Source organism: Halopseudomonas oceani (assembly GCF_963677335.1).
Lineage (GTDB): Bacteria > Pseudomonadota > Gammaproteobacteria > Pseudomonadales > Pseudomonadaceae > Halopseudomonas > Halopseudomonas oceani.
Genome location: NZ_OY781932.1, coordinates 2,713,067 through 2,732,504, shown reverse-complemented (window position 1 = coordinate 2,732,504; position 19,438 = coordinate 2,713,067). Strand labels below are relative to the sequence as shown.

Below are 19,438 nucleotides of genomic sequence, written 5' to 3'. Positions count from 1 at the left end.
GCTCGCACAGCCGCTAGCTGATGACCGGCACCAGCACCCTGTTGGCCGCGCCGGGCAGCGTACGCAGACTTTTGGCGCGCGTAGTATCCAGACTCCAGGTAGGTGCCTTGATGGTATCAACGAAGCGCCAGTCAGCAACCGCATCATTGGCGGTGAAGGTCACCATCAAATAGCCGCGCTGATTGGCATTCAGATAGTCCAGGCCGTCGACCAGCGTGATAATGGCCTGCTCGGCAGCTGGCACCTCGGCATCGCTCAGCCCCAGATACTCTTCCAGGCCCGGTGAGCTGACTGACGCGGTCGCAAATTCCACGCCGACCGCATCACCGCTGAGGGTGGCCAGGTTGTTAGCCCAGGCGTTGTGGGTGTCGCCAGCCAGTACAACCAGATTCTGATTCAGACCCCGAGCGGTGCCCAGCAGCACTTCGCGTTCGTAAGCGTAACCATCCCAGGCATCGAGGTTGTAGGGAATCACGGTTTCAATACGCGCGATTTCCGCTGCTGTCAGTGTCGGGTCGCCGCCTTGCTGGCGCAGTTTGATGGTGACCAGCTCGGTCAGCAGGGTAGTCAGATCACCTGAGCCGGGGTTCTGCAGTGCTGTCAGCATCTCCGCTGGCAGCAGCATACGGCCCATCAGGATCTGTTGGCCCAGCACTTGCCAAATGGCAGTCGAGGTCGCGAGCTGGGTCTGTAGCCAGTCCAGCTGCGTCTGGCCGAGCAGGGTGCGGTTGCTGTCGCTGACGTCGGCAGCAAAAGCCGTTGCGTCAAAGCCACCGGCGCCGATGTAGTTGGCATAGTCCAGTTGCTGGTCGCGGCCAATGATGCGGGTATCAAGCATATGTAGGCTGACCAGATCACCGAAGTCGAAGCGGCGATAGATGGTTTCTTCGTCGTCGGCCGAAGCAGGGCGCACTGGCATCCATTCAAAATAAGCCTGCAGCGCTGCCAGTTTGCGGGCGGTAAAGTCACCTTCGCCGTCGTTGTGGTTTTCTGCACCGTTACGCCAGGTATCGTTGGCAACCTCGTGGTCATCCCACACAGCGATAAAGGGCGCGGCTGCGTGCAGCGACTGCAGGTCGGTGTCGGTGCGATACAGCGCATAGCGGCGGCGGTAGTCGGTCAGCGAAAGAAGCTCGCCGGCATTGTTTTCGGGCAACAGGCGGCCAAGCGCTGCCGCGTCTTGGGTAGCGTATCCACCATTGCCGTATTCGTAGATGTAGTCACCCAGGTGAATGACCGCGTCGACATCCGCTTCCGCCGCAGCGGCTGCGTAGACGTGAAAGTAACCCGCCGGGTAGTTGGAACAGGACATCACCGCGAAGCGCACCTGATCGATGCTGCCTGCCGGCAGGGTTTTCATTCGGCCGACCGGTGAGATTACCTCTGCGGCCTTAAACCGGTAGTAGTAAGTGGTGCCGGGCAGCAGGTTCTGCGCATCGACCTTCAGGGTGTAATCACGTGCTGCGCCGGTGGTTGCTGTGCCGCTGTGAACCAGGTCGGTGAACGCCGCGTCGGTCGCTATTTCCCAGCCGACACTGATGTCGGCGCTGCGGCCATCGAGCGGAGTAACGCGGGTCCAGATGATGACGCGGTCAGCGAGCGGGTCACCGCTGGCCACGCCGTGGCTGAAGCTCAGCTCGCGCGCTGCGTCGTCCGACGAACTGCTGGAAAGACAGCCCTGTAGGCCGCTTGATACCACGATAGTGCCAACAGCAAGTGCTGAAACACGAAGAAAGTCACGCCGGTTGAATCCGCTCATTTCCTGCTCCTGATGATGTTTGGGCTGGGGCAGAAGGGTGGCAGCGTGGTGTGACAGACTGACGACGGGATGGTTAAGGCTTGTCGACAAACCACAGGTCGAACGCCTGCCGGGTAAGCAGGTCGCGGTTTTGTGGCGCGGGAATCCAGTTTTGCCAGCAGCGGGTGGCGTTGGTGAGAAACTCGAACAACGGCAGATGCTGGCGCAGCACTCGGCGCTTGCGATGGCTGATGACCGGGTTGAAATAGCCGAAGTAGTCGAACATCTGCCGGGGATTTTTGCGCACCCACAGCCAGGAGCCCATCTCCAGGGTAAATGGCAGGAACAGGTTGTTCGGCTGGTATTCCAACCCGTGATCGTAGAGGTAGTCCCAGAGATCACCGTGGGTGGTGTAGTTGATCGATTGCGGTTCGATGATGTACGGGTGGTGGTGCGGATAGGTCTGCTCAAACAGTTGCTTGAGGCGCAGCACCTCGGCGATATGCTCGATTGGCTTGTGACTGCGCGCGTAACTGCACCAGAGTCGATCGCGACGTCCGAATCCGCTGTGGCAATCAACGCTCATGGAGAAAGGCGCCGAGAGCAGACGTTGTTTCACCGTGCTGACAACCGCAGCCGCTTCCGCTTCCATGGGAGCGCCCAGCTTTCCCCGATACCACGGCAGACGGCGACTGATGCGATGCCCGCTTACCAGCCAGGGTACTGGCCCCATCGCATCGACCGGCGCGTTACGCATCAGGTCGACGCCATTGAGATTGCTGCGCCGGTGATGCCAGATCCCGCCGGGGTTGATCATCGGCATGAACAGCAGCCGCACGCGTTCCAGCTGCTCGCGCAGCTGATCGTCCCAGTCCAGCCGATTGACCAGACTGTGCAGCCAGGAGATGAGCACCTGTGTACCGATTCGCTCAACCCCGTGCACACCGCCAAAGAAGCCGATAACCGGCGCTTGCGGTGAGCGGCTACCGAGTTCAATCACCCGGATTGGAATATCCAGACCGTTGACAGGCACCTTGAGTGGGGTGGTAACACGAAGATGGCGCGCAGCCTGATGCAGCAAGGCTTCGAGCTGGGCGTGCTCGGGGAGATGACGTTGGATCAGGTGTTGCGCGTCGCTCATGATGCACTCGGGCGTGGGATAGCCCGATGGTGGCAGGGGAGTGTGACGATTGGGTGACGGATTGGTGTTCGTGTGAGGCGGGCGCGGCATGCCGCGCCCCTACGCAAACATATGCCGCAGCGCGGACCCGAAGGGCCGTGCGGCCGGGGTGCCATAGGGCGAGTCAGGGGAAATGGGCAGGTATTTCCCCTGACTCGCCGTAAAGGCGAAAAACGAATCACCTGCTGGCTTGGCAATCAGCCTTAACGACGAACTGCAGCGAGTTGAGACTATCCAGCGGCGTCAGTGCTATACGGTAAAGCAGCCTTCAAACCTCAATCCACCAACGCCCCATTCACAATCGCCCGCAACTCCTGCCGCACCGGATAACTCGACGACGGAATCAGCTGCGTCATAAACACCATCAACAGGTCCTCGACTGGATCAACGAAGAAGTTGGTGCTGGCCATGCCGCCCCAGCCGTATTCACCGACCGAGCCGTTTGTTTGCGATTTGGCGACGTCGATCTTGACCGAGAAGCCGAGGCCGAAGCCGCTGCCTTCGTAGGGGGTTTCACTGAAGGAACCGACGGATACACCGGGTAGGTCCTGGTTGCCGGGCAGGTGGTTCATGCGCATGAACTCAAGCGTCTTGCGGCCGATAATGCGGGCACCGTTCAGCTCACCTCCGTTGGCCAGTGCCTGGGCAAAGCGGTAGTAGTCGTCGATGGTCGAGACCAGGCCGCCGCCGCCGGAGAGAAAGCCGTGGGCTTTGGTGAAGCTGGAGTCCTGTGGGTCGTCCTGCAGGCTGAAGCTGCCGCCGGGCTGGAACTGATAGCAGGCAGCGAAGCGCGGGATGCGGTCGGCCGGGACGGTGAAGAAGGTGTCGGTCATCTCCAGCGGGTCGAAGATATGGCGCTTGAAGTAGTCGTCCAGGCTCATGCCAGACAATACTTGCACCAGATAACCGCAGACGTCTGTCGCCACCGAGTAATTCCACGCGGTGCCTGGTGAAAACTCCAGCGGCAGCCGTGACAGTTCGTCGATCAGGCGGTCGAGGGTCAGGCCGGGGCCGCCGTCGAGTTTTAGCGCACGGTAGGCGGCGTCGACGTTGGTACGATTCATGAAACCATAGGTCAGACCGGACTGGTGGGTCAGCAGGTCGCGGATGGTCATGGGGCGCTCGCAGGGCGTGGTCAGGATCTGCGGGTGGCTACCGGTTTTATAGACCCGCAGGTTACTCCAGCTGGGGATATATTTGGCTACCGGATCATCAAGCAGGAAGTGGCCTTGCTCGTACAGCTGCATCAGCGCTATTGAGGTAATCGGCTTGGTCATCGAGTAGATGCGGAACAGGGTGTCGCGCTCGACCGGCAGGCCGCGTTCGACATCTCGCAGGCCTTGCGCCTCGCAATAGACAACCTGGCCACGGCGCGCAACCAGAGTCAGAGCGCCCGGCAGCTTGCCCGCGTCGATGTAGGCCGATTGCAGGTGAGTGCCGATGCGCGAGAGTCGTTCCAGGTCGATACCGGCGATGCAGTTGCTGTTTGCCATGGAGTTATCCGTCTTGTTCGTGAACCGTCGATAGTAGCCTGTCCGGCGGCGATGCAGAAAGCGCTGTAGCGCCCAAATGGTCAGTTATCCAGCGTCGTGATGGTGGTTACAAAATAAAGTCAGGGCCACCGCTTCAGGCCTCTTGTGCGGCGACGCGGCGCGGAGTAAAAAACGCGCACCGGAGCAACATAAGGATTGCGATGAAATGAGCGAACATTCGCCCTGTCTGAACTGCGGTGCCTGTTGCGCCACATTCAGGGTGTCTTTTTACTGGGGAGAAACCGATAGTGCCCCAGGGGGTGACGTACCCACCCAGCTTACTGAACAGATAACACCGTACCGTGCCTGCATGCAGGGTACCAATCAGCCCCAGCCGCGTTGTGTGGGTCTGATGGGAACGGTCGGTGAGGGCGTTCGCTGCAGTATCTACGAGAAGCGCCCGAGTCCTTGCCGTGACTTCCCCTTTCACGGTGAAAACGGGCTGGACAGCCCGGACTGTCAGCGCGCCAGAGCCGCTCACGGCTTGCCCCCGCTACCGTCCAATCCGACCCGCCCGCGCCTGATCCCGATCGTGGCTGCTTGATTGAGGTGTCCCGCCGCCGAGCTACTGTTGCCTCGGCGGCGGGGGGCCTCAGCTCGCGCTCTGACTCTGGCTCTGATTGAGCTCCTGCTGGGCAAAGTAGGTCTGGCTGATTGCCGCGTGCAGTTCGTCAAAATCGATTTGTATTTCATCAACAAAGTCGTGCAACCGGTCCGGTTCGACCGCGAGCAGCGTGACGTCCGGCTTGCTCAGGTCCTGCCGGCAGGTTTCAACTTCTGTCAGAGCCAGTTCGTGGCGTGGAAGTGTCTGCAGCGCTTCGGCCAGTCGGTCCATGCAGCAGGCGACGCTGCGCGGGAACAACCTGTCCTGCAGCAGAAAGCTGAGCACGTCCGGTCCTCGGATACGCAGGCGCACATGCTGACGGTACATCTGATAGCCGGTCAGTGACTTGAGCACACTCATCCACTGCAGGGTCTCGAACGGCTTAAGGTCTTCGCCACTACGTGGCAGCAGGTTGGCTGAGCGTACGTCGATGATCCGGGTGGTCATGTCAGCCCGTTCCAGCTGGCGACCGAGCATCAGAAAGGAGCGGACCGGGGTAAAGCTCAGGGTGCCTTCTATCAGCCCGTTGACGGTCTGGCAGCTGCGGATCACCCGGCCCAGAAACGCATCTCGGCGACGCGGGGTGATACCCGAGCCAACCTGTTCCTTGACGCTCAGGTACAGCTGGTTGACCTCTTCCCAGATCTCCCGCGGGATGACATCGCGGGTGGTACGTAGGTTTTCCCGCGCGGCGGCCAGCGAGCTGAGGATCGAGCCGGGGTAGCGACGGTCACCACACATGAATGACAGCACGCTGGCTTCGTCACGGGTGGGGTAGAACTCGTCGAACAATTCATCATTGCCGGTGATGGCGATGATCTCGGCCCAGCCGAGCTTGGTCGCGCGCGGCAGGTCCAGCAACAGGTGGCTGTTCACGCTCAACAGGCGCGCGGTGTCTTCGGCGCGCTCCAGGTAGCGGGCCATCCAGTAAACGTTTTCGGCAACTCGTGAAAGCATTGGTCAGTTCCCCGCTAGGTCTACGATCCAGGTGTCCTTGCTGCCGCCGCCCTGCGAGGAGTTGACGACCAGCGATCCCTTGGTGAGCGCGACCCGGGTCAGGCCGCCGGTAGTAACCCAGGTCGATTCCCCGGACAGAATGAACGGTCGCAGGTCCACATGACGGGGCTCGACGTTGTTGCCGCACAGGGTCGGTGAAGTAGAGAGGCTGAGGGTTGGCTGAGCCATGTAATTGCGCGGGTTGGCCTTGATCAGCTCGGCAAAGGTCTCGCGCTCCTTCTTGCTGGCGTGCGGGCCAATCAGCATGCCATATCCGCCGGACTCGTTGGCGGGCTTGACCACCAGCTTGTCGAGGTTGTCTAGCACATACTTGCGGTCGTCCTCGAACATGCACAGGTAGCTCGGGACGTTCGGCAGCAGCGGCTGCTCGCCGAGGTAGTACTCGATGATCTTCGGGACGAAGGCGTAGATCACCTTGTCGTCCGCTACGCCAGCGCCCGGGGCATTGGCCAGCGCCACATTGCCCTTGCGCCAGGCGCGCATCAAGCCGTGTACGCCGAGCATGGAGTCAGGATTGAACACCTCCGGGTCGATGAACATGTCGTCGACCCGGCGATAGATCACGTCGACCCGCGCCAGCCCGTCGATACGGCGCATGTAGACGCAGTCGTCGTCGCCAACCACCAGATCCGTGCCCTCAACCAGCTGAACGCCCATCTGCTGGGCGAGGTAGGAGTGCTCGTAGTAGGCCGAGTTGTAGATGCCGGGGGTCAGGATGACGATGCAGGGATCGTCGCCGGGCCTGGGCGAGAGCGAGGCGAGCATGTCGTACAGCTGCGCGGTGTAGTCGTCGACCGGCTGAATCTGGCCGGCGGCGAACAGGTCCGGCATGACGCGCTTGGTGACGTTGCGGTTTTCCAGCATGTAGGAAACACCGGATGGAACCCGCAGGTTGTCTTCCAGCACGTAGAGGGTGCCGTCGTTGTCGCGCACCAGATCCGAGCCGCAGATATGTGCCCAGACGTTGTGTGGTGTGGAAATGCCGACGCACTGCGGACGGAAGTTGACCGACTGGGCCAGCACCTCGCGGGGCACGATGCCGTCCTTGACGATCTTCTGGTCGTGGTAAAGGTCGTCGATAAACATGTTGAGCGCCTGCACCCGCTGCTTGAGCCCGGCGTCGGTCTTCTGCCATTCGGTCAGAGGGATGATGCGCGGCACAATATCGAAGGGCCAGGCCCGGTCGATCATGTTGCCTTCGGTATAGACAGTAAAGGTAATGCCCATCAGCTGGATGGCGACTTCGGCCGCCGTCTTGTGCTCGCTCAACTCACGGGCGTCGAGGTTGGCAAGGTATTGACACAGTAGCTCCGCCTCCGGTCGCGGCTGGCCTGGTGCCTTGATCAGTTCATCGTAGAAGCCGTTGGATGTGTAATCGTCCCAGTTTACTTTGCTCATTCAGCTACTCTGTCCGCCAGGGGAAGGGATACTCTGCAACTTGCAATTGCCATACCAGATGCACCGGATCGGGGCATGAAGTAATAGGTGCTCTCGAACAATTGTCACTCAACCGTGTTAACTAAATTCGACGCCTTCCTATTGGCACAGGCATTGCTTCGTTGACCGGTTGGATGGATTGACCGCATACATTGATGGGATAACGGAACATGACTATTCGCGTTGCACTCCGGCATGAGACCCACTACGAGTTCGACAAGCCGATTTCGGTTGCGCCCCATCTGATACGGTTGCGTCCTGCACCGCACTGCCGCACGCCAGTCGATGCCTATAGCCTCAAGATTAGCGGAGGTGAGTACTTCATCAACTGGCAGCAGGATCCGTTCGGCAATCATGTGGCGCGATTGGTGTTTCCGGAGAAGATGACCAGCCTCGGTATTGAGGTTGAGTTGGTCGCGCCGATGACGGTGATCAACCCCTTCGATTTCTTTGTCGAGGAGTATGCCGAGCACTTTCCTTTCGCCTATAAAGATGCACTCAAAAAGGAACTCGCACCGTATCTGGAAACCGAAAAGCCGGGGCCCAAGCTGGCAAAATGGCTGGCGGCGGTTGAGCGGGAAGAGCGCTCAATCACCGACTTTCTGGTCAGCCTGAACCAGCGTCTGGCGGACGATATTCAGTACATGATCCGCATGGAACCCGGCGTGCAGAGCCCGGAGCAGACGCTTACGCTGGGTAGTGGCTCGTGCCGTGACTCGGCCTGGCTGCTGGTGCATATCTGCCGTCATCTGGGCCTAGCTGCGCGGTTTGTTTCAGGCTATCTGATTCAACTGACGGCCGACGTCAAGGCGCTGGACGGTCCGTCCGGTACCGAAACCGATTTTACCGATTTGCACGCCTGGACCGAGGTGTTTGTGCCGGGCGCGGGCTGGATCGGACTGGATCCAACCTCGGGGCTGCTGGCCGGAGAAGGGCACCTGCCGCTGGCTGCCACGGCAGAGCCGTCCAGTGCTGCGCCCATTACCGGTGCAACCGAACCGTGCGAGGTGACCTTTTCCTTTGATATGAGCGTCACCAGGGTGCACGAGGACCCGCGAGTAACCAAACCATACAGCGAAGACCAGTGGGCCGACATCCTCGCGCTGGGTGAACAGGTAGATGCGCAGTTGCAGGCGCTGGACGTGCGTTTGACCATGGGCGGCGAGCCAACCTTCGTCTCCATTGACGATATGGATGCACCAGAATGGACCATCGCTGCGCAAGGGCCAACCAAAAGAGGGCTTTCTGAGGCATTGCTGCGGCGCCTGCGCCCGCATTTTGCGCCTCATTCGCTGATTCACTATCAACAGGGCAAATGGTACCCGGGTGAGCCGCTGCCGCGTTGGGCGCTGGCGTGCTACTGGCGCCGCGACGGCAAGCCCATGTGGCAGGACGACCGTTGGCTGGCCGATATGGCTCGGGACTACGGCGTGGACGACGCGAAAGCGCACCAGTTCGCACAAGCACTGACACGACGCCTTGGGGTGTCGGCGAAGCATCTGATCCCCTGTTTTGAAGACGCCTATTACTATCTGTGGCTGGAGCGCACCCAGCCGATTGACGTCGACCTGCGTGGTGAAGACCTCAAGGATGACGACAATCGTCTGCGCCTGGCGCGGCTGCTGGAGCGCGGACTGGATGCGACAGTCGGCTACACGTTGCCGCTGACAGCTGCGGAGCAGGGCGGTTGGCTCAGTGGCAGCTGGCCGCTGCGTCGCGAGCAACTCTATCTGGTGCCGGGCGATTCACCCATGGGGCTGCGGTTGCCGTTGTCGGCGCTGCCGATCGCGCGTCGCGAGGAGGCTCAGCCGGCTTCGCTCTTCGAGGAGCAGGGCCCGCTGCCTGACTTGCACGGCGAGGTGGCCAGTCGCTACAGCGCGCTATACGCCAGCGAAGACGGCTCGCTTCACCATGTTGCTGCCGGTCAGGACTGGCAGGAGCAGCGGCCGGAGCTGATCGAAAGCGGTGTAGTCGGCACCGCGCTGTGTATCGAGCCGCGCGACGGCAAGCTGTTTATTTTTATGCCGCCATTGGCTCGGCTGGAGTCCTATCTGGAGCTGCTGGCTTGTATCGAACACACGGCAGCCGAGCTTAATCTGCCTGTTTGTATTGAGGGCTACGCGCCACCGTCGGACAACCGCATCGAGAAGTTCATGATTACGCCGGACCCGGGCGTGATTGAGGTGAACATCATGCCGGCGGCCAGTTGGCCGGAGCTGGTGCGTAACACCGAAATTCTCTACGAGGAGGCACGGCAGACGCGGCTGGGTACCGAGAAGTTCATGCTCGATGGTCGCCATACCGGCACCGGGGGCGGTAACCATGTCACCCTGGGCGGGCGAACGCCTGCCGAGTCACCTTTTCTGCGTCGTCCGGACCTGCTCGCCAGCATGCTGACCTTCTGGCAGCACCACCCGAGCCTGTCTTATCTGTTTTCCGGCATGTTCATCGGGCCGACCAGTCAGGCGCCACGGGTTGACGAGGCTAGGTATGAAGCGCTGTATGAGCTGGAGATTGCGCTGGCCCAGATGCCGTCGGGGGATGCACCTCAGCCCTGGCTGGTCGACCGGCTGGTGCGTAACCTTCTCACCGACATCACCGGCAATACCCATCGCGCCGAGTTCTGTGTCGACAAGCTGTATTCACCCGACAGTGCGACCGGCCGGCTTGGCCTGTTGGAACTGCGTGGATTTGAGATGCCGCCGCATGAGCGCATGAGCCTGATGCAGCAACTGTTGATTCGTGCGCTGGTCGCTCGCTTCTATGCCAAGCCTTACCGCCAACCGCTGGCGCGCTGGGGCACGGCGTTGCATGACAAATGGATGATGCCGCATTACCTGTGGCGTGATCTGTGCGACGTATTGCGCGACCTGCGTGCCCACGGGTTTGATTTCCGTGAAGAGTGGTTCGCGCCGTTTCTGGAGTTCCGCTTCCCGCATGCGGGTGAGGTCCAATACGAAGATACCCGCATCGAGCTGCGTCAGGCGATTGAGCCCTGGCACGTGCTGGGTGAAGAGGTTGCAGGGGGCGGGACGGCTCGCTATGTCGACTCATCCGTCGAGCGGCTGGAGGTCAAGGTGCATGACTTCAACCCTGCGCGTTACCAGTTGACCTGCAACGGTTTCAAAGTGCCGCTGCAGTCAACCGGTGTGCCGGGTGAACTGGTTGCGGCGGTGCGTTACCGTGCATGGCAGCCGCCGTCTGCACTGCATCCGATGATTACCGTCCAGGCACCGTTGGTATTTGATCTGGTCGACAACTGGAATGGTCGCTCGGTGGGTGGCTGCACCTATCACGTCGTGCACCCGGCCGGGCGCAACTTTGAGCACTTCCCCGTCAATGCCAATGAAGCAGAGGCCCGACGCATGGCGCGTTTCTGGGACTATGGGCATAGTCAGGGCAAGATTGGCGAAGTGCGGCAGGCGCCGGGGCAGGAGTATCCGCATACACTGGATTTGCGCCGCGCGGTTGTTGGCAGCTCTGGTTTATAATCTTCGGCCACCAGCTAACGCGGCTGCCTGCCAGCCTTAATCGGGAAACGCTCAATGCAACACCTTGCCAATCTGGATCCCGCAGTCAACGCCATTCTCGGCGATTATCCAGGGCACGACGGACATGACGAGCTGCTGGGCGACAACCAGCAGCCGCGCGCCCATTGGCAAGGCGTGCTGGATGATTTCGTCCAGCTTGGCCCGGATGTGCTGGCCGCGCGCTCGGAAGAAGCGCAGAACCTGTTGCATGAAAATGGCGTTACCTTCAATCCGTACGAAGACGATCCGGGACAGCTGCGCTCCTGGCAGCTCGACTGCGTGCCGTGGGTCATTCCGACCGAGGAGTGGGAGATGCTGGAAGCGGGACTGCGTCAGCGCAGTCGTCTGCTGGAGCATATTCTCGATGACCTCTACGGCGCGCGTCGCATCGTTAATGAAGGTCTGCTGCCGCCTGAGCTGATTTATACCCACCCCGGGTTTCTGTTCTCGGCGGCCGATGACCCACCGCAGGTTGAGCGCCCGCTGCTGATCTTCCACGGCACCGACATCATCCGGGACAGCAGTGGCGGCTGGCAGGTGTTGGCTGACTGGACCCAGTCGCCTGCTGGGGCCGGTTACGCGCTGGAAAACCGGATTACGCTTGCCCGTGCGCTGCCGAGCCTGTATCGCGATGCACCGATCAAGCGCCTGGCGGGTTTTCTGCAGGCTCAGCATCGCTGCCTATCCAGCCTGGCCAGCACCCAACGAGAACAAGCGAATATTGTATTGCTGTCGCCGGGGCCAGGCAGCCCGGGGTATTTCGAGCACGCCTGGCTGGCCAACTACATGAATTTCTCGCTGGTCGAAGGGGATGACCTAGTGGTCCGCGATGGCCAGGTTTCCATGCGCACGCTCGGTGGTTTGAAGCAGGTGGATGTCATTCTGCGGCAGATCAATGATCCCTGGTGTGACCCTCTGGAGTTGCGTCCTGACTCGTTGCTCGGGGTTCCCGGTCTGTTGCAGGCCGCGCGCTGCGGCAACGTGCATATTGCCAACGCGTTGGGTGCCGGTGTGCTGGAGCATCCTGGATTACTGGCCTTTCTGCCGAGTCTGTGCCGCGAGCTGCTGGGGGAAGAGTTGCTGCTGCCATGCCGGGAAACGCTCTGGTGCGGCGAACCTGCGGCGTTGGCGCAGGTGCGTGCCGAGCTGGATGGCTGGGTGCTGCGTGACATCAGCAAACCGGGACGGGTCTATCGTGCCGATCAGATGGGACTGGAAGCGCTGCGAGACCTGCGTGTCAGCATGGATCGTCAGCCGTATCTGTTCACCGCGCAGCGGCATCTCTCACCTGCGGTGGTGCCCGGTTTCAATCCGCAGAGCAAAACGTTTGAGCGTCAGAGCGCAACGCTGCGGTTCTTCAGTCTGGTCGAGCCGGATGATCTTACCAAGCCGGTCAATGAGCGTAATTATCGGGTAATGCCCGGTGGTCTGGCCTGGGTCGGCGAACCCGGCGCACCCCTGATGAAAAGTCGGCTGGTGAAGGATGTCTGGGTGACGGCGCCGGTACCACAACCGCACATCAGCCTGCTGCGTCAGGCGCTTGGTCCGATTGTCGTCACGCGCGACGGCAAGGACCTGCCGTGCCGCGTGGCGGAAAGCTTGTTCTGGATGGGGCGGTATGGTGAGCGTTTGGATACCCGCGGACGCTTGTTGCGCGAGGCGCTGGCGCGTCTGCTGCAGGATGACCGGCAGGAAACCGGTTCACAGTTGATGCCAGACCTACTGCGGGCGCTGGATGTCGCGTTGGAGCCGGACGCCTTTACTGAGGAGAATGTGCCGAACAATAGCCGATTCCCGCGCGAGTACATCGTGACCCGGGATCGTTTGCTGCAGTTGTTCTCCGACGACCTGCCCGAAGGCTTGCCGGTCATTTTTGGCAACTTCGTGCGTAACAGTCGAGCGGTTCGCGATCATCTGGGCGATGATACCTGGCGCGCGATCAACAGCTTGCGGCAGCACTTTAACAGCATGTCGCGCGCCCGTGGCGTGGTGGTAGGGCAGCGCCACCTCGAAGCCATGGTGCTCGATCTGGCGGCGTTTTTTGGTCTTTGCAACGAAACCATGCCGCATCACTACGGCTGGCGCTTCCTTGATATTGGCCGCTTCATCGAGCGTACGCTGGGCTCGCTGGAACTGCTGAAGCTCGCTCTGCTGGATGCTGATGAGCCTGGTATTCCGCTGTGGGAGGTGGTGCTGGCAACCACGGACAATCTAACGGTATATCGTCGCCGCTACCGCTCGCAGCTGCATCCGCTGGCGATTCTCGATCTGCTGCTGTTCGATGAGACCAACCCGCGTTCGGTGGGCTATATGCTCAAGCGCTTGGGGCGACAAATAGCCAAGCTGCCGTCACCGGGTAGCTCACCCTATCGCAATCTGGAGCAGCGGTTGATCATTCAGGCAACCAGCTGCCTGCATTTGGTCGACATTGAAACCCTGACTGATCTGGAAGGCTCGCCCGCTGCACGGGAGGCCTTGAGTAATCTGCTGGATCAACTGATCGAGCCGATGTCCGAGCTGTCCAACGCACTGTCGCATAGTCACTTCAGTCATGTTGAAGCTCCCCGCCAACTGGTCAGCATGCACTACACTGGCCAGCCCTGAATCGAGGTCTCTACATTGAGATACCTTTTGCGCCATACCACGCATTACCAGTACAGCGGCGCGGTGACCCTGAGTCACAACGAAGCGCGCATCCTGCCGCGGGTGTTGCCTTGGCAGGATTGCAGCAACACCCAGCTGGTAATCACCCCGATACCTGATCGCATGCGTGAGCGCACCGATTTTTTCGGTAACCGGGTGGTCTACTTTTCGATCGAGTCGCTGCACGAGAGTCTGGATGTCAGTGTTACCAGCGAGATCGTGACGCGTCCCCGCGCGAGCGCTGATATTTTCTCGAACATCAGCTGGGAACAGGCGGTCGACGAATTGCGCTATGACCCGCGCCAGACCAATCGCGATACGCTTGATGCGCGTTTGTATGCGCTCAGCTCGCCGTTTATTTTCCAGAGTCCGGGGTTGGCCGATTATGCGCGCGGCAGTTTTACGCCAGGGCGCAACCTGGTTGATGCAGTGCTGGATCTCAATCAGCGTATTTACTCCGAGTTTACCTATGATCCGGAGTTCACCACGCTAGCTACTCCGCTGCATGATGTGCTGGCTAGCAAACGCGGGGTTTGTCAGGACTTTGCGCATCTGGGGATCGGCTGCCTGCGTTCAATGGGGCTGTCTGCGAGGTATGTCAGCGGGTATATGGAGACACTGCCACCGCCGGGCCAGCAAAAGTTGCTGGGTGCCGATGCGACCCACGCCTGGCTCGCAGTATTTGTGCCCGGCTGGGGCTGGCTAGAGTTGGACCCTACCAATGGCTGTGTGCCGGATGAGCGCTACATTATTCTTGGCTGGGGCAGGGACTTCGCTGATGTGACGCCGCTCAAGGGCGTGATGACCGGTGGTGGAGACCACACGCTCAGTGTGGCAGTGGATGTGTTGCCGCAACAGGAAGGTACGCAGGGACAGGTGAGAGATCTGGTCTGACGCGCAACCATCGATTTTGATGTCTTGTCTGGCTCTGTCAGATAACAAAAAACCGGCCAACGGCCGGTTTTTTGTTGCTTGCGGCCTTGATGCTTGCCGCTGTAGCGCTTGCGCGTTACATGTTCGGGTAGTTCGGGCCACCCGTGCCTTCCGGCGCGATCCAGTTGATGTTTTGCGCTGGATCCTTGATGTCGCACGTCTTGCAGTGCACGCAGTTCTGCGCGTTGATCTGGAAGCGCTTGCTGCCGTCATCGTTGTTGACGACTTCGTAGACGCCAGCTGGGCAGTAACGCTGCGCGGGTTCGTCGTACAGGGGCAGGTTCTTCTCCAGCGGAATGCTCGGATCTTTCAGCGTCAGGTGGATCGGCTGATCTTCTTCATGGTTGGTGTTGGACATGAAGACCGAAGACAGCTTGTCGAAGCTCAATACGCCATCCGGCTTCGGATAGTCGATCTTGCTTGCTTCGGAGGCTTTCTTCAGGCAGGCATAATCCGGCTTGGTGTCGTGCAGGGTGACCGGAATTTTGCCACCGAACCAGTTCTGGTCGATGTAGTTGAACGCGCCACCGAACAGCGGGCCGAACTTGTGGATCGCCGGGCCGAAGTTACGGGCAGCGAACAGCTCTTCGTACAGCCAGCTGGACTTGAAGCTCTCAACGTAGTTGTTCAGCTCATCACCACCTTCGCGGCCAGCTTGCAGGGCCTCGACGATAGCGTCAGCGGCCAGCATGCCGGATTTCATGGCAGTGTGGCTGCCTTTGATCTTGGCAAAGTTCAGGGTGCCGAGATCACAACCGATCAGTGCGCCGCCCGGGAAGACCATCTTCGGCAGCGAGTTGATACCGCCCTTGCAGATGGCGCGTGCGCCGTAGGCAACGCGCTTGCCGCCTTCCAAATACTGTTTGATTACCGGGTGATGCTTGTAACGCTGGAACTCGTCGAACGGCGACAGGTGCGGATTCGAGTAGGACAGGTCGATGATCAGACCGACTACGACCTGGTTGTTCTCGATGTGGTACAGGAAGGAACCACCGGTGTTTTCGGTGCCGACGATGTCCAGTGGCCAACCAGCGGTGTGCACAACCAGACCTTGCTGGTGCTTGGCAGGATCAATGTCCCAGATTTCCTTGATGCCGATGCCGTAGTGCTGGGCATCTGCTTCAGAATCCAGGTTGAAACGCTTGATCAGCTGCTTGCCGATGTGGCCGCGGCAGCCTTCTGCGAACAGGGTGTATTTGGCACGCAGCTCCATACCTGGGGTGTAGAAACCCTCTTTCGGGTTGCCTTCACGGTCAACGCCTAGGTCGCCGGTCAGGATGCCGCGAACGACACCGTTCTCGTCGATCAGGGCTTCCTGGGCCGCAAAGCCCGGATATACCTCTACGCCCAGACCTTCGGCCTGTTCGGCCAGCCAGCGGCACAGGTTGCCGAGGGAGATGATGTAGTTGCCATGGTTGTGCATGGTCTTGGGGACGAGCATGTCAGGCAGCTTGGTTGCCTTCTCTTCGCTGGTAAGCATATAGATGTCATCGCGAACAACGGCGGTGTTCAGCGGGGCACCAAGCTCTTTCCAGTCAGGGAACAGCTCTTCCAGAGCACGTGGCTCGAATACGGCACCGGAGAGAATGTGAGCGCCGACTTCGGAGCCTTTCTCTACGACACAGACGCTGATGTCCTGACCGGTTTCAGCTGCCTGTTTCTTGATTCGACATGCAGCTGCCAGGCCAGAGGGGCCGGCACCTACGATGACAACGTCAAACTCCATGAATTCGCGTTCCACAATCTATCTCCTAACTCTAGGCCCGTCACATGTATCGATTCTTTGATGATCTTCCGTGATCCGAAGGAAGTGCTGATCAATTCCGCATGCCTCTGGCGTTCATGTATGCCTGGGAAGGCGTTTGGCGGTTAAACAGGACTGATGTTGAATCGTGCCTTTAACCTGAACGCGTGAGTGCCTGCAGAGGGCGTGTGGAATTGATCGGCGCTTCCTTAAGCCGCGCAGTATAACAGCCCGTTTTTTGTGCTCCAACGCAAAGATGGCGTTTTGGTCGTTTATTAGACCTTTCGTCGAATTGCTCCTATTGACCGCCTGTGCATGGAAAGTCATGATAGAGAGCTTTTGAACGGCGGGCTCTGTTTGGTCTGAACGTGAACGATCTTCATATTATAGTCACGATTATGGCCTGCCCAGTTTTGGCTACACATTGAATGAGGCAATCATGAAGGTACTTGTAGCGGTTAAGCGAGTCGTTGATTACAACGTCAAGGTTCGCGTCAAGGCGGACAACTCTGGTGTTGACCTGGCCAACGTCAAAATGTCGATGAACCCCTTCTGCGAAATCGCCGTGGAAGAAGCAGTACGTCTGAAAGAAAAAGGCGTTGCTACCGAGATCGTCGCTGTCACTGTCGGCCCAACCGCCGCCCAGGAACAACTGCGTACCGCCCTGGCACTGGGTGCTGACCGCGCTATTCTGGTCGAGTCCGCCGACGAGCTGAACTCGCTGGCCATCGCCAAGGCGCTGAAAGCCGTTGTCGATAAAGAGCAGCCGCAGCTGGTCATCCTCGGCAAGCAGGCCATCGACTCCGACAACAATCAGACTGGCCAGATGCTGGCTGCACTGTCTGGCTACGCTCAGGGCACTTTCGCCTCTGAAGTGGCTGTTGACGGCGACAGCGTCAAGGTCACCCGCGAAATCGACGGCGGTCTGCAGACCGTTGCGCTGAAGCTGCCGGCCATCGTTACCACTGACCTGCGTCTGAACGAGCCGCGCTACGCGTCGCTGCCGAACATCATGAAGGCCAAGAAGAAGCCGCTGGAAGTCGTCAAGCCGGAAGATCTGGGCGTGAGCACCGCATCGACCGTGACCACCCTGAAGGTTGAAGCCCCGGCTGCCCGCAGCGCTGGCATCAAGGTCAAGAGCGTTGACGAGCTGGTCGACAAACTGAAGAACGAAGCCAAGGTGATCTGAACATGAGCATTCTGGTTATTGCTGAACACAACAACGCCGAGCTGAACGCAGCTACCCTGAACACCGTTGCTGCCGCTCAGGCCATCGGTGGCGACATCGATGTTCTGGTTGCCGGCGCAGGCTGTGCTGCCGTTGCTGACGCTGCTGCCAAGGTCGCTGGCGTCAACAAGGTCCTGCTGGCTGACAACGCTGCCTACGCGAACCTGCTGCCGGAAAACGTTTCCCTGCTGATCGCTGAGCTGGCACAAGGGACCTCGCCGGCCACTTACAGCCACATTCTGGCTCCGGCCAGCACCAACGGTAAAAACTACCTGCCGCGTGTTGCTGCGCTGCTGGACGTTGATCAGATCTCCGAGATCATTGCCGTTGAGAGCGCTGACACCTTCAAGCGTCCGATCTACGCGGGTAACGCGATTGCCACCGTACAATCCAGCGCTGCGATCAAGGTCATCACCGTTCGTGCCACCGGTTTCGATGCGGTTGCAGCCGAAGGCGGCAGCGCTGCGGTTGAAGCGGTTGCTTCTGCCCACGACGCTGGTATCTCCAGCTTTGTCGGTGAAGAGCTGGCCAAGTCCGACCGTCCGGAGCTGGCAGGCGCCAAGATCGTCATTTCCGGTGGTCGCGGCATGCAGAACGGCGACAACTTCGAAATGCTGTACAAGGTTGCCGACAAGCTGGGCGCTGCTGTGGGTGCTTCGCGCGCCGCGGTTGATGCAGGCTTCGTACCGAACGACATGCAGGTTGGTCAGACCGGCAAGATCGTTGCACCGCAGCTGTACGTTGCGGTCGGTATCTCCGGCGCGATCCAGCACCTGGCTGGTATGAAAGACTCCAAGGTGATCGTTGCGATCAACAAGGACGAAGAAGCGCCGATCTTCCAGGTAGCCGATTACGGCCTGGTTGCCGACCTGTTCGAGGCGGTACCGGAGCTGGAAGGTAAGCTCTAAGCCGACGGCTTAGAGGCAGCGGCAAGCTTCAAGCCGCAAGAAAACCCCGGACTCGCGAGAGCCGGGGTTTTTTATTGTCTGCTCGTTGTGTGTGGGGCATTTTGGCGTAGGGGTACAGCATGCTGTGCCCGGCATGGCCCGAGGGGTATTTCGTGGGGGTATCTCGTTCCGTGCAATCTGGACCCCGGGCACGGCGTGCCGTGCCCCTACGACAGTGGAAACGACTCCAGTCGCTTACCGCTTTCGTCCACCTCAAGTGCCCAGCCGGCCTTGTCCCAGTCCCCGAGCACAATGCGCTGCGCGGGCTGGCCGTCGATCATCAGATCGTGGATTGCCGGGCGGTGGGTGTGGCCGTGGATTAGTGTGTGCACGCCTTTAGCACGCATTGTGTGGGCAACTGCACCGAGGTTGACGTCAGTGATCTCGGCGGACTTCATACGGGTTCGCGCCTGGCTTTCGTCGCGTAGCTTACGACCCAGCTTGTGGCGGGTGCTCTGCGGTAGATTTCTCAGTATGAAGCGACTGGCCGGGTTGCGCAGCCAGCGGCGCATGCGCATGTAACCCAGGTCGTCAGTGCACAGACTGTCGCCGTGCATCAGCAGCACACGTTCGCCATTCAGCTCAACAGTGGTGGGATCTCTGAGCAGGGTGCAGCGTGCCGCGCGGCAAAAACGGCGACCGAGCAGGAAGTCCCGGTTGCCGTGCATCAGGTATACCTTGGTGCCATGTTTGGTCAGGCGGGCGAGGGCGGCAGCGACCTCACGACCGAGTTCGTCGATGGTGTCGTCACCCAGCCAGACTTCGAAGAAGTCGCCCAGAATGTACAGTGCATCAAACTGCGGCGCGCGGGTTTCGAGCAGACGCAAAAACGCCCGGGTGATATCCGGGCGTTGCGCTTCCAGATGCAGATCCGAAATAAACAGATAACGCATCGGCGGCGTGAT

At 60.0% G+C, this 19,438-nt stretch carries 13 protein-coding genes; 6 read left to right on the top strand and 7 right to left on the bottom strand.

Features of this window, described 5'->3' with window-relative positions:
* Positions 1–13 precede the first annotated feature (13 nt).
* From ACKPCU_RS12820 to ACKPCU_RS12810, 3 genes are all read right to left on the bottom strand, one after another.
* Positions 14–1,759, bottom strand: a complete 1,746-nt coding sequence (locus tag ACKPCU_RS12820) for an alkaline phosphatase D family protein (protein WP_321347220.1) — start codon at positions 1,757–1,759, stop codon at positions 14–16.
* A gap of 73 nt (positions 1,760–1,832) precedes the next feature.
* Positions 1,833–2,879, bottom strand: coding sequence for a DUF2817 domain-containing protein (locus ACKPCU_RS12815; RefSeq protein WP_321347218.1), 1,047 nt, complete (start codon positions 2,877–2,879; stop codon positions 1,833–1,835).
* A gap of 314 nt (positions 2,880–3,193) precedes the next feature.
* Positions 3,194–4,411, bottom strand: a complete 1,218-nt coding sequence (locus tag ACKPCU_RS12810) for a serine hydrolase domain-containing protein (RefSeq protein ID WP_321347216.1) — start codon at positions 4,409–4,411, stop codon at positions 3,194–3,196.
* 205 nt (positions 4,412–4,616) lie between these two features.
* Between ACKPCU_RS12810 and ACKPCU_RS12805 the strand changes: the two genes are divergently transcribed.
* Positions 4,617–4,994: a YkgJ family cysteine cluster protein gene (locus tag ACKPCU_RS12805; RefSeq protein ID WP_321347214.1), complete on the top strand. Its 378-nt coding sequence runs from the start codon at positions 4,617–4,619 to the stop codon at positions 4,992–4,994.
* Positions 4,995–5,042: 48 nt separating this feature from the next.
* Here the strand turns inward: ACKPCU_RS12805 and ACKPCU_RS12800 are convergent, their stop codons facing one another.
* Positions 5,043–6,011, bottom strand: a complete 969-nt coding sequence (locus tag ACKPCU_RS12800; protein WP_321347213.1) for an alpha-E domain-containing protein — start codon at positions 6,009–6,011, stop codon at positions 5,043–5,045.
* A gap of 3 nt (positions 6,012–6,014) precedes the next feature.
* On the bottom strand, positions 6,015–7,469 hold the full coding sequence (locus ACKPCU_RS12795) for a circularly permuted type 2 ATP-grasp protein (RefSeq protein WP_321347212.1): 1,455 nt from the start codon (positions 7,467–7,469) through the stop codon (positions 6,015–6,017).
* A 209-nt stretch (positions 7,470–7,678) separates the two neighbouring features.
* On the opposite strand from ACKPCU_RS12795, the gene ACKPCU_RS12790 reads away from it, so the two are divergent.
* Genes ACKPCU_RS12790 through ACKPCU_RS12780 form a run of 3 tightly spaced genes read left to right on the top strand, consistent with a single transcriptional unit; the run spans position 7,679 to position 14,575 of the window.
* The gene (locus tag ACKPCU_RS12790; RefSeq protein ID WP_321347210.1) at positions 7,679–10,999 is read left to right on the top strand and encodes a transglutaminase family protein; all 3,321 of its coding nucleotides are present in this window, start codon (positions 7,679–7,681) and stop codon (positions 10,997–10,999) included.
* A 54-nt stretch (positions 11,000–11,053) separates the two neighbouring features.
* Positions 11,054–13,642, top strand: a complete 2,589-nt coding sequence (locus tag ACKPCU_RS12785; RefSeq protein WP_321347208.1) for a circularly permuted type 2 ATP-grasp protein — start codon at positions 11,054–11,056, stop codon at positions 13,640–13,642.
* 27 nt (positions 13,643–13,669) lie between these two features.
* Entirely contained in the window at positions 13,670–14,575 is a 906-nt protein-coding gene (locus ACKPCU_RS12780; protein ID WP_321347206.1) for a transglutaminase family protein, read from the top strand.
* Positions 14,576–14,690: 115 nt separating this feature from the next.
* Here the strand turns inward: ACKPCU_RS12780 and ACKPCU_RS12775 are convergent, their stop codons facing one another.
* Entirely contained in the window at positions 14,691–16,355 is a 1,665-nt protein-coding gene (locus tag ACKPCU_RS12775) for an electron transfer flavoprotein-ubiquinone oxidoreductase (RefSeq protein WP_321347203.1), read from the bottom strand.
* Between the two features lie 442 nt (positions 16,356–16,797).
* Here ACKPCU_RS12775 and ACKPCU_RS12770 point away from each other — a divergent pair, with 442 nt between their 5' ends.
* Positions 16,798–17,547, top strand: a complete 750-nt coding sequence (locus tag ACKPCU_RS12770; RefSeq protein WP_321347201.1) for an electron transfer flavoprotein subunit beta/FixA family protein — start codon at positions 16,798–16,800, stop codon at positions 17,545–17,547.
* A gap of 2 nt (positions 17,548–17,549) precedes the next feature.
* Positions 17,550–18,494, top strand: a complete 945-nt coding sequence (locus ACKPCU_RS12765) for an electron transfer flavoprotein subunit alpha/FixB family protein (RefSeq protein WP_104738394.1) — start codon at positions 17,550–17,552, stop codon at positions 18,492–18,494.
* Positions 18,495–18,700: 206 nt separating this feature from the next.
* Here ACKPCU_RS12765 and ACKPCU_RS12760 read toward each other — a convergent pair whose 3' ends face one another.
* Positions 18,701–19,426, bottom strand: a complete 726-nt coding sequence (locus tag ACKPCU_RS12760; RefSeq protein ID WP_321347198.1) for a UDP-2,3-diacylglucosamine diphosphatase — start codon at positions 19,424–19,426, stop codon at positions 18,701–18,703.
* Positions 19,427–19,438 lie beyond the last annotated feature (12 nt).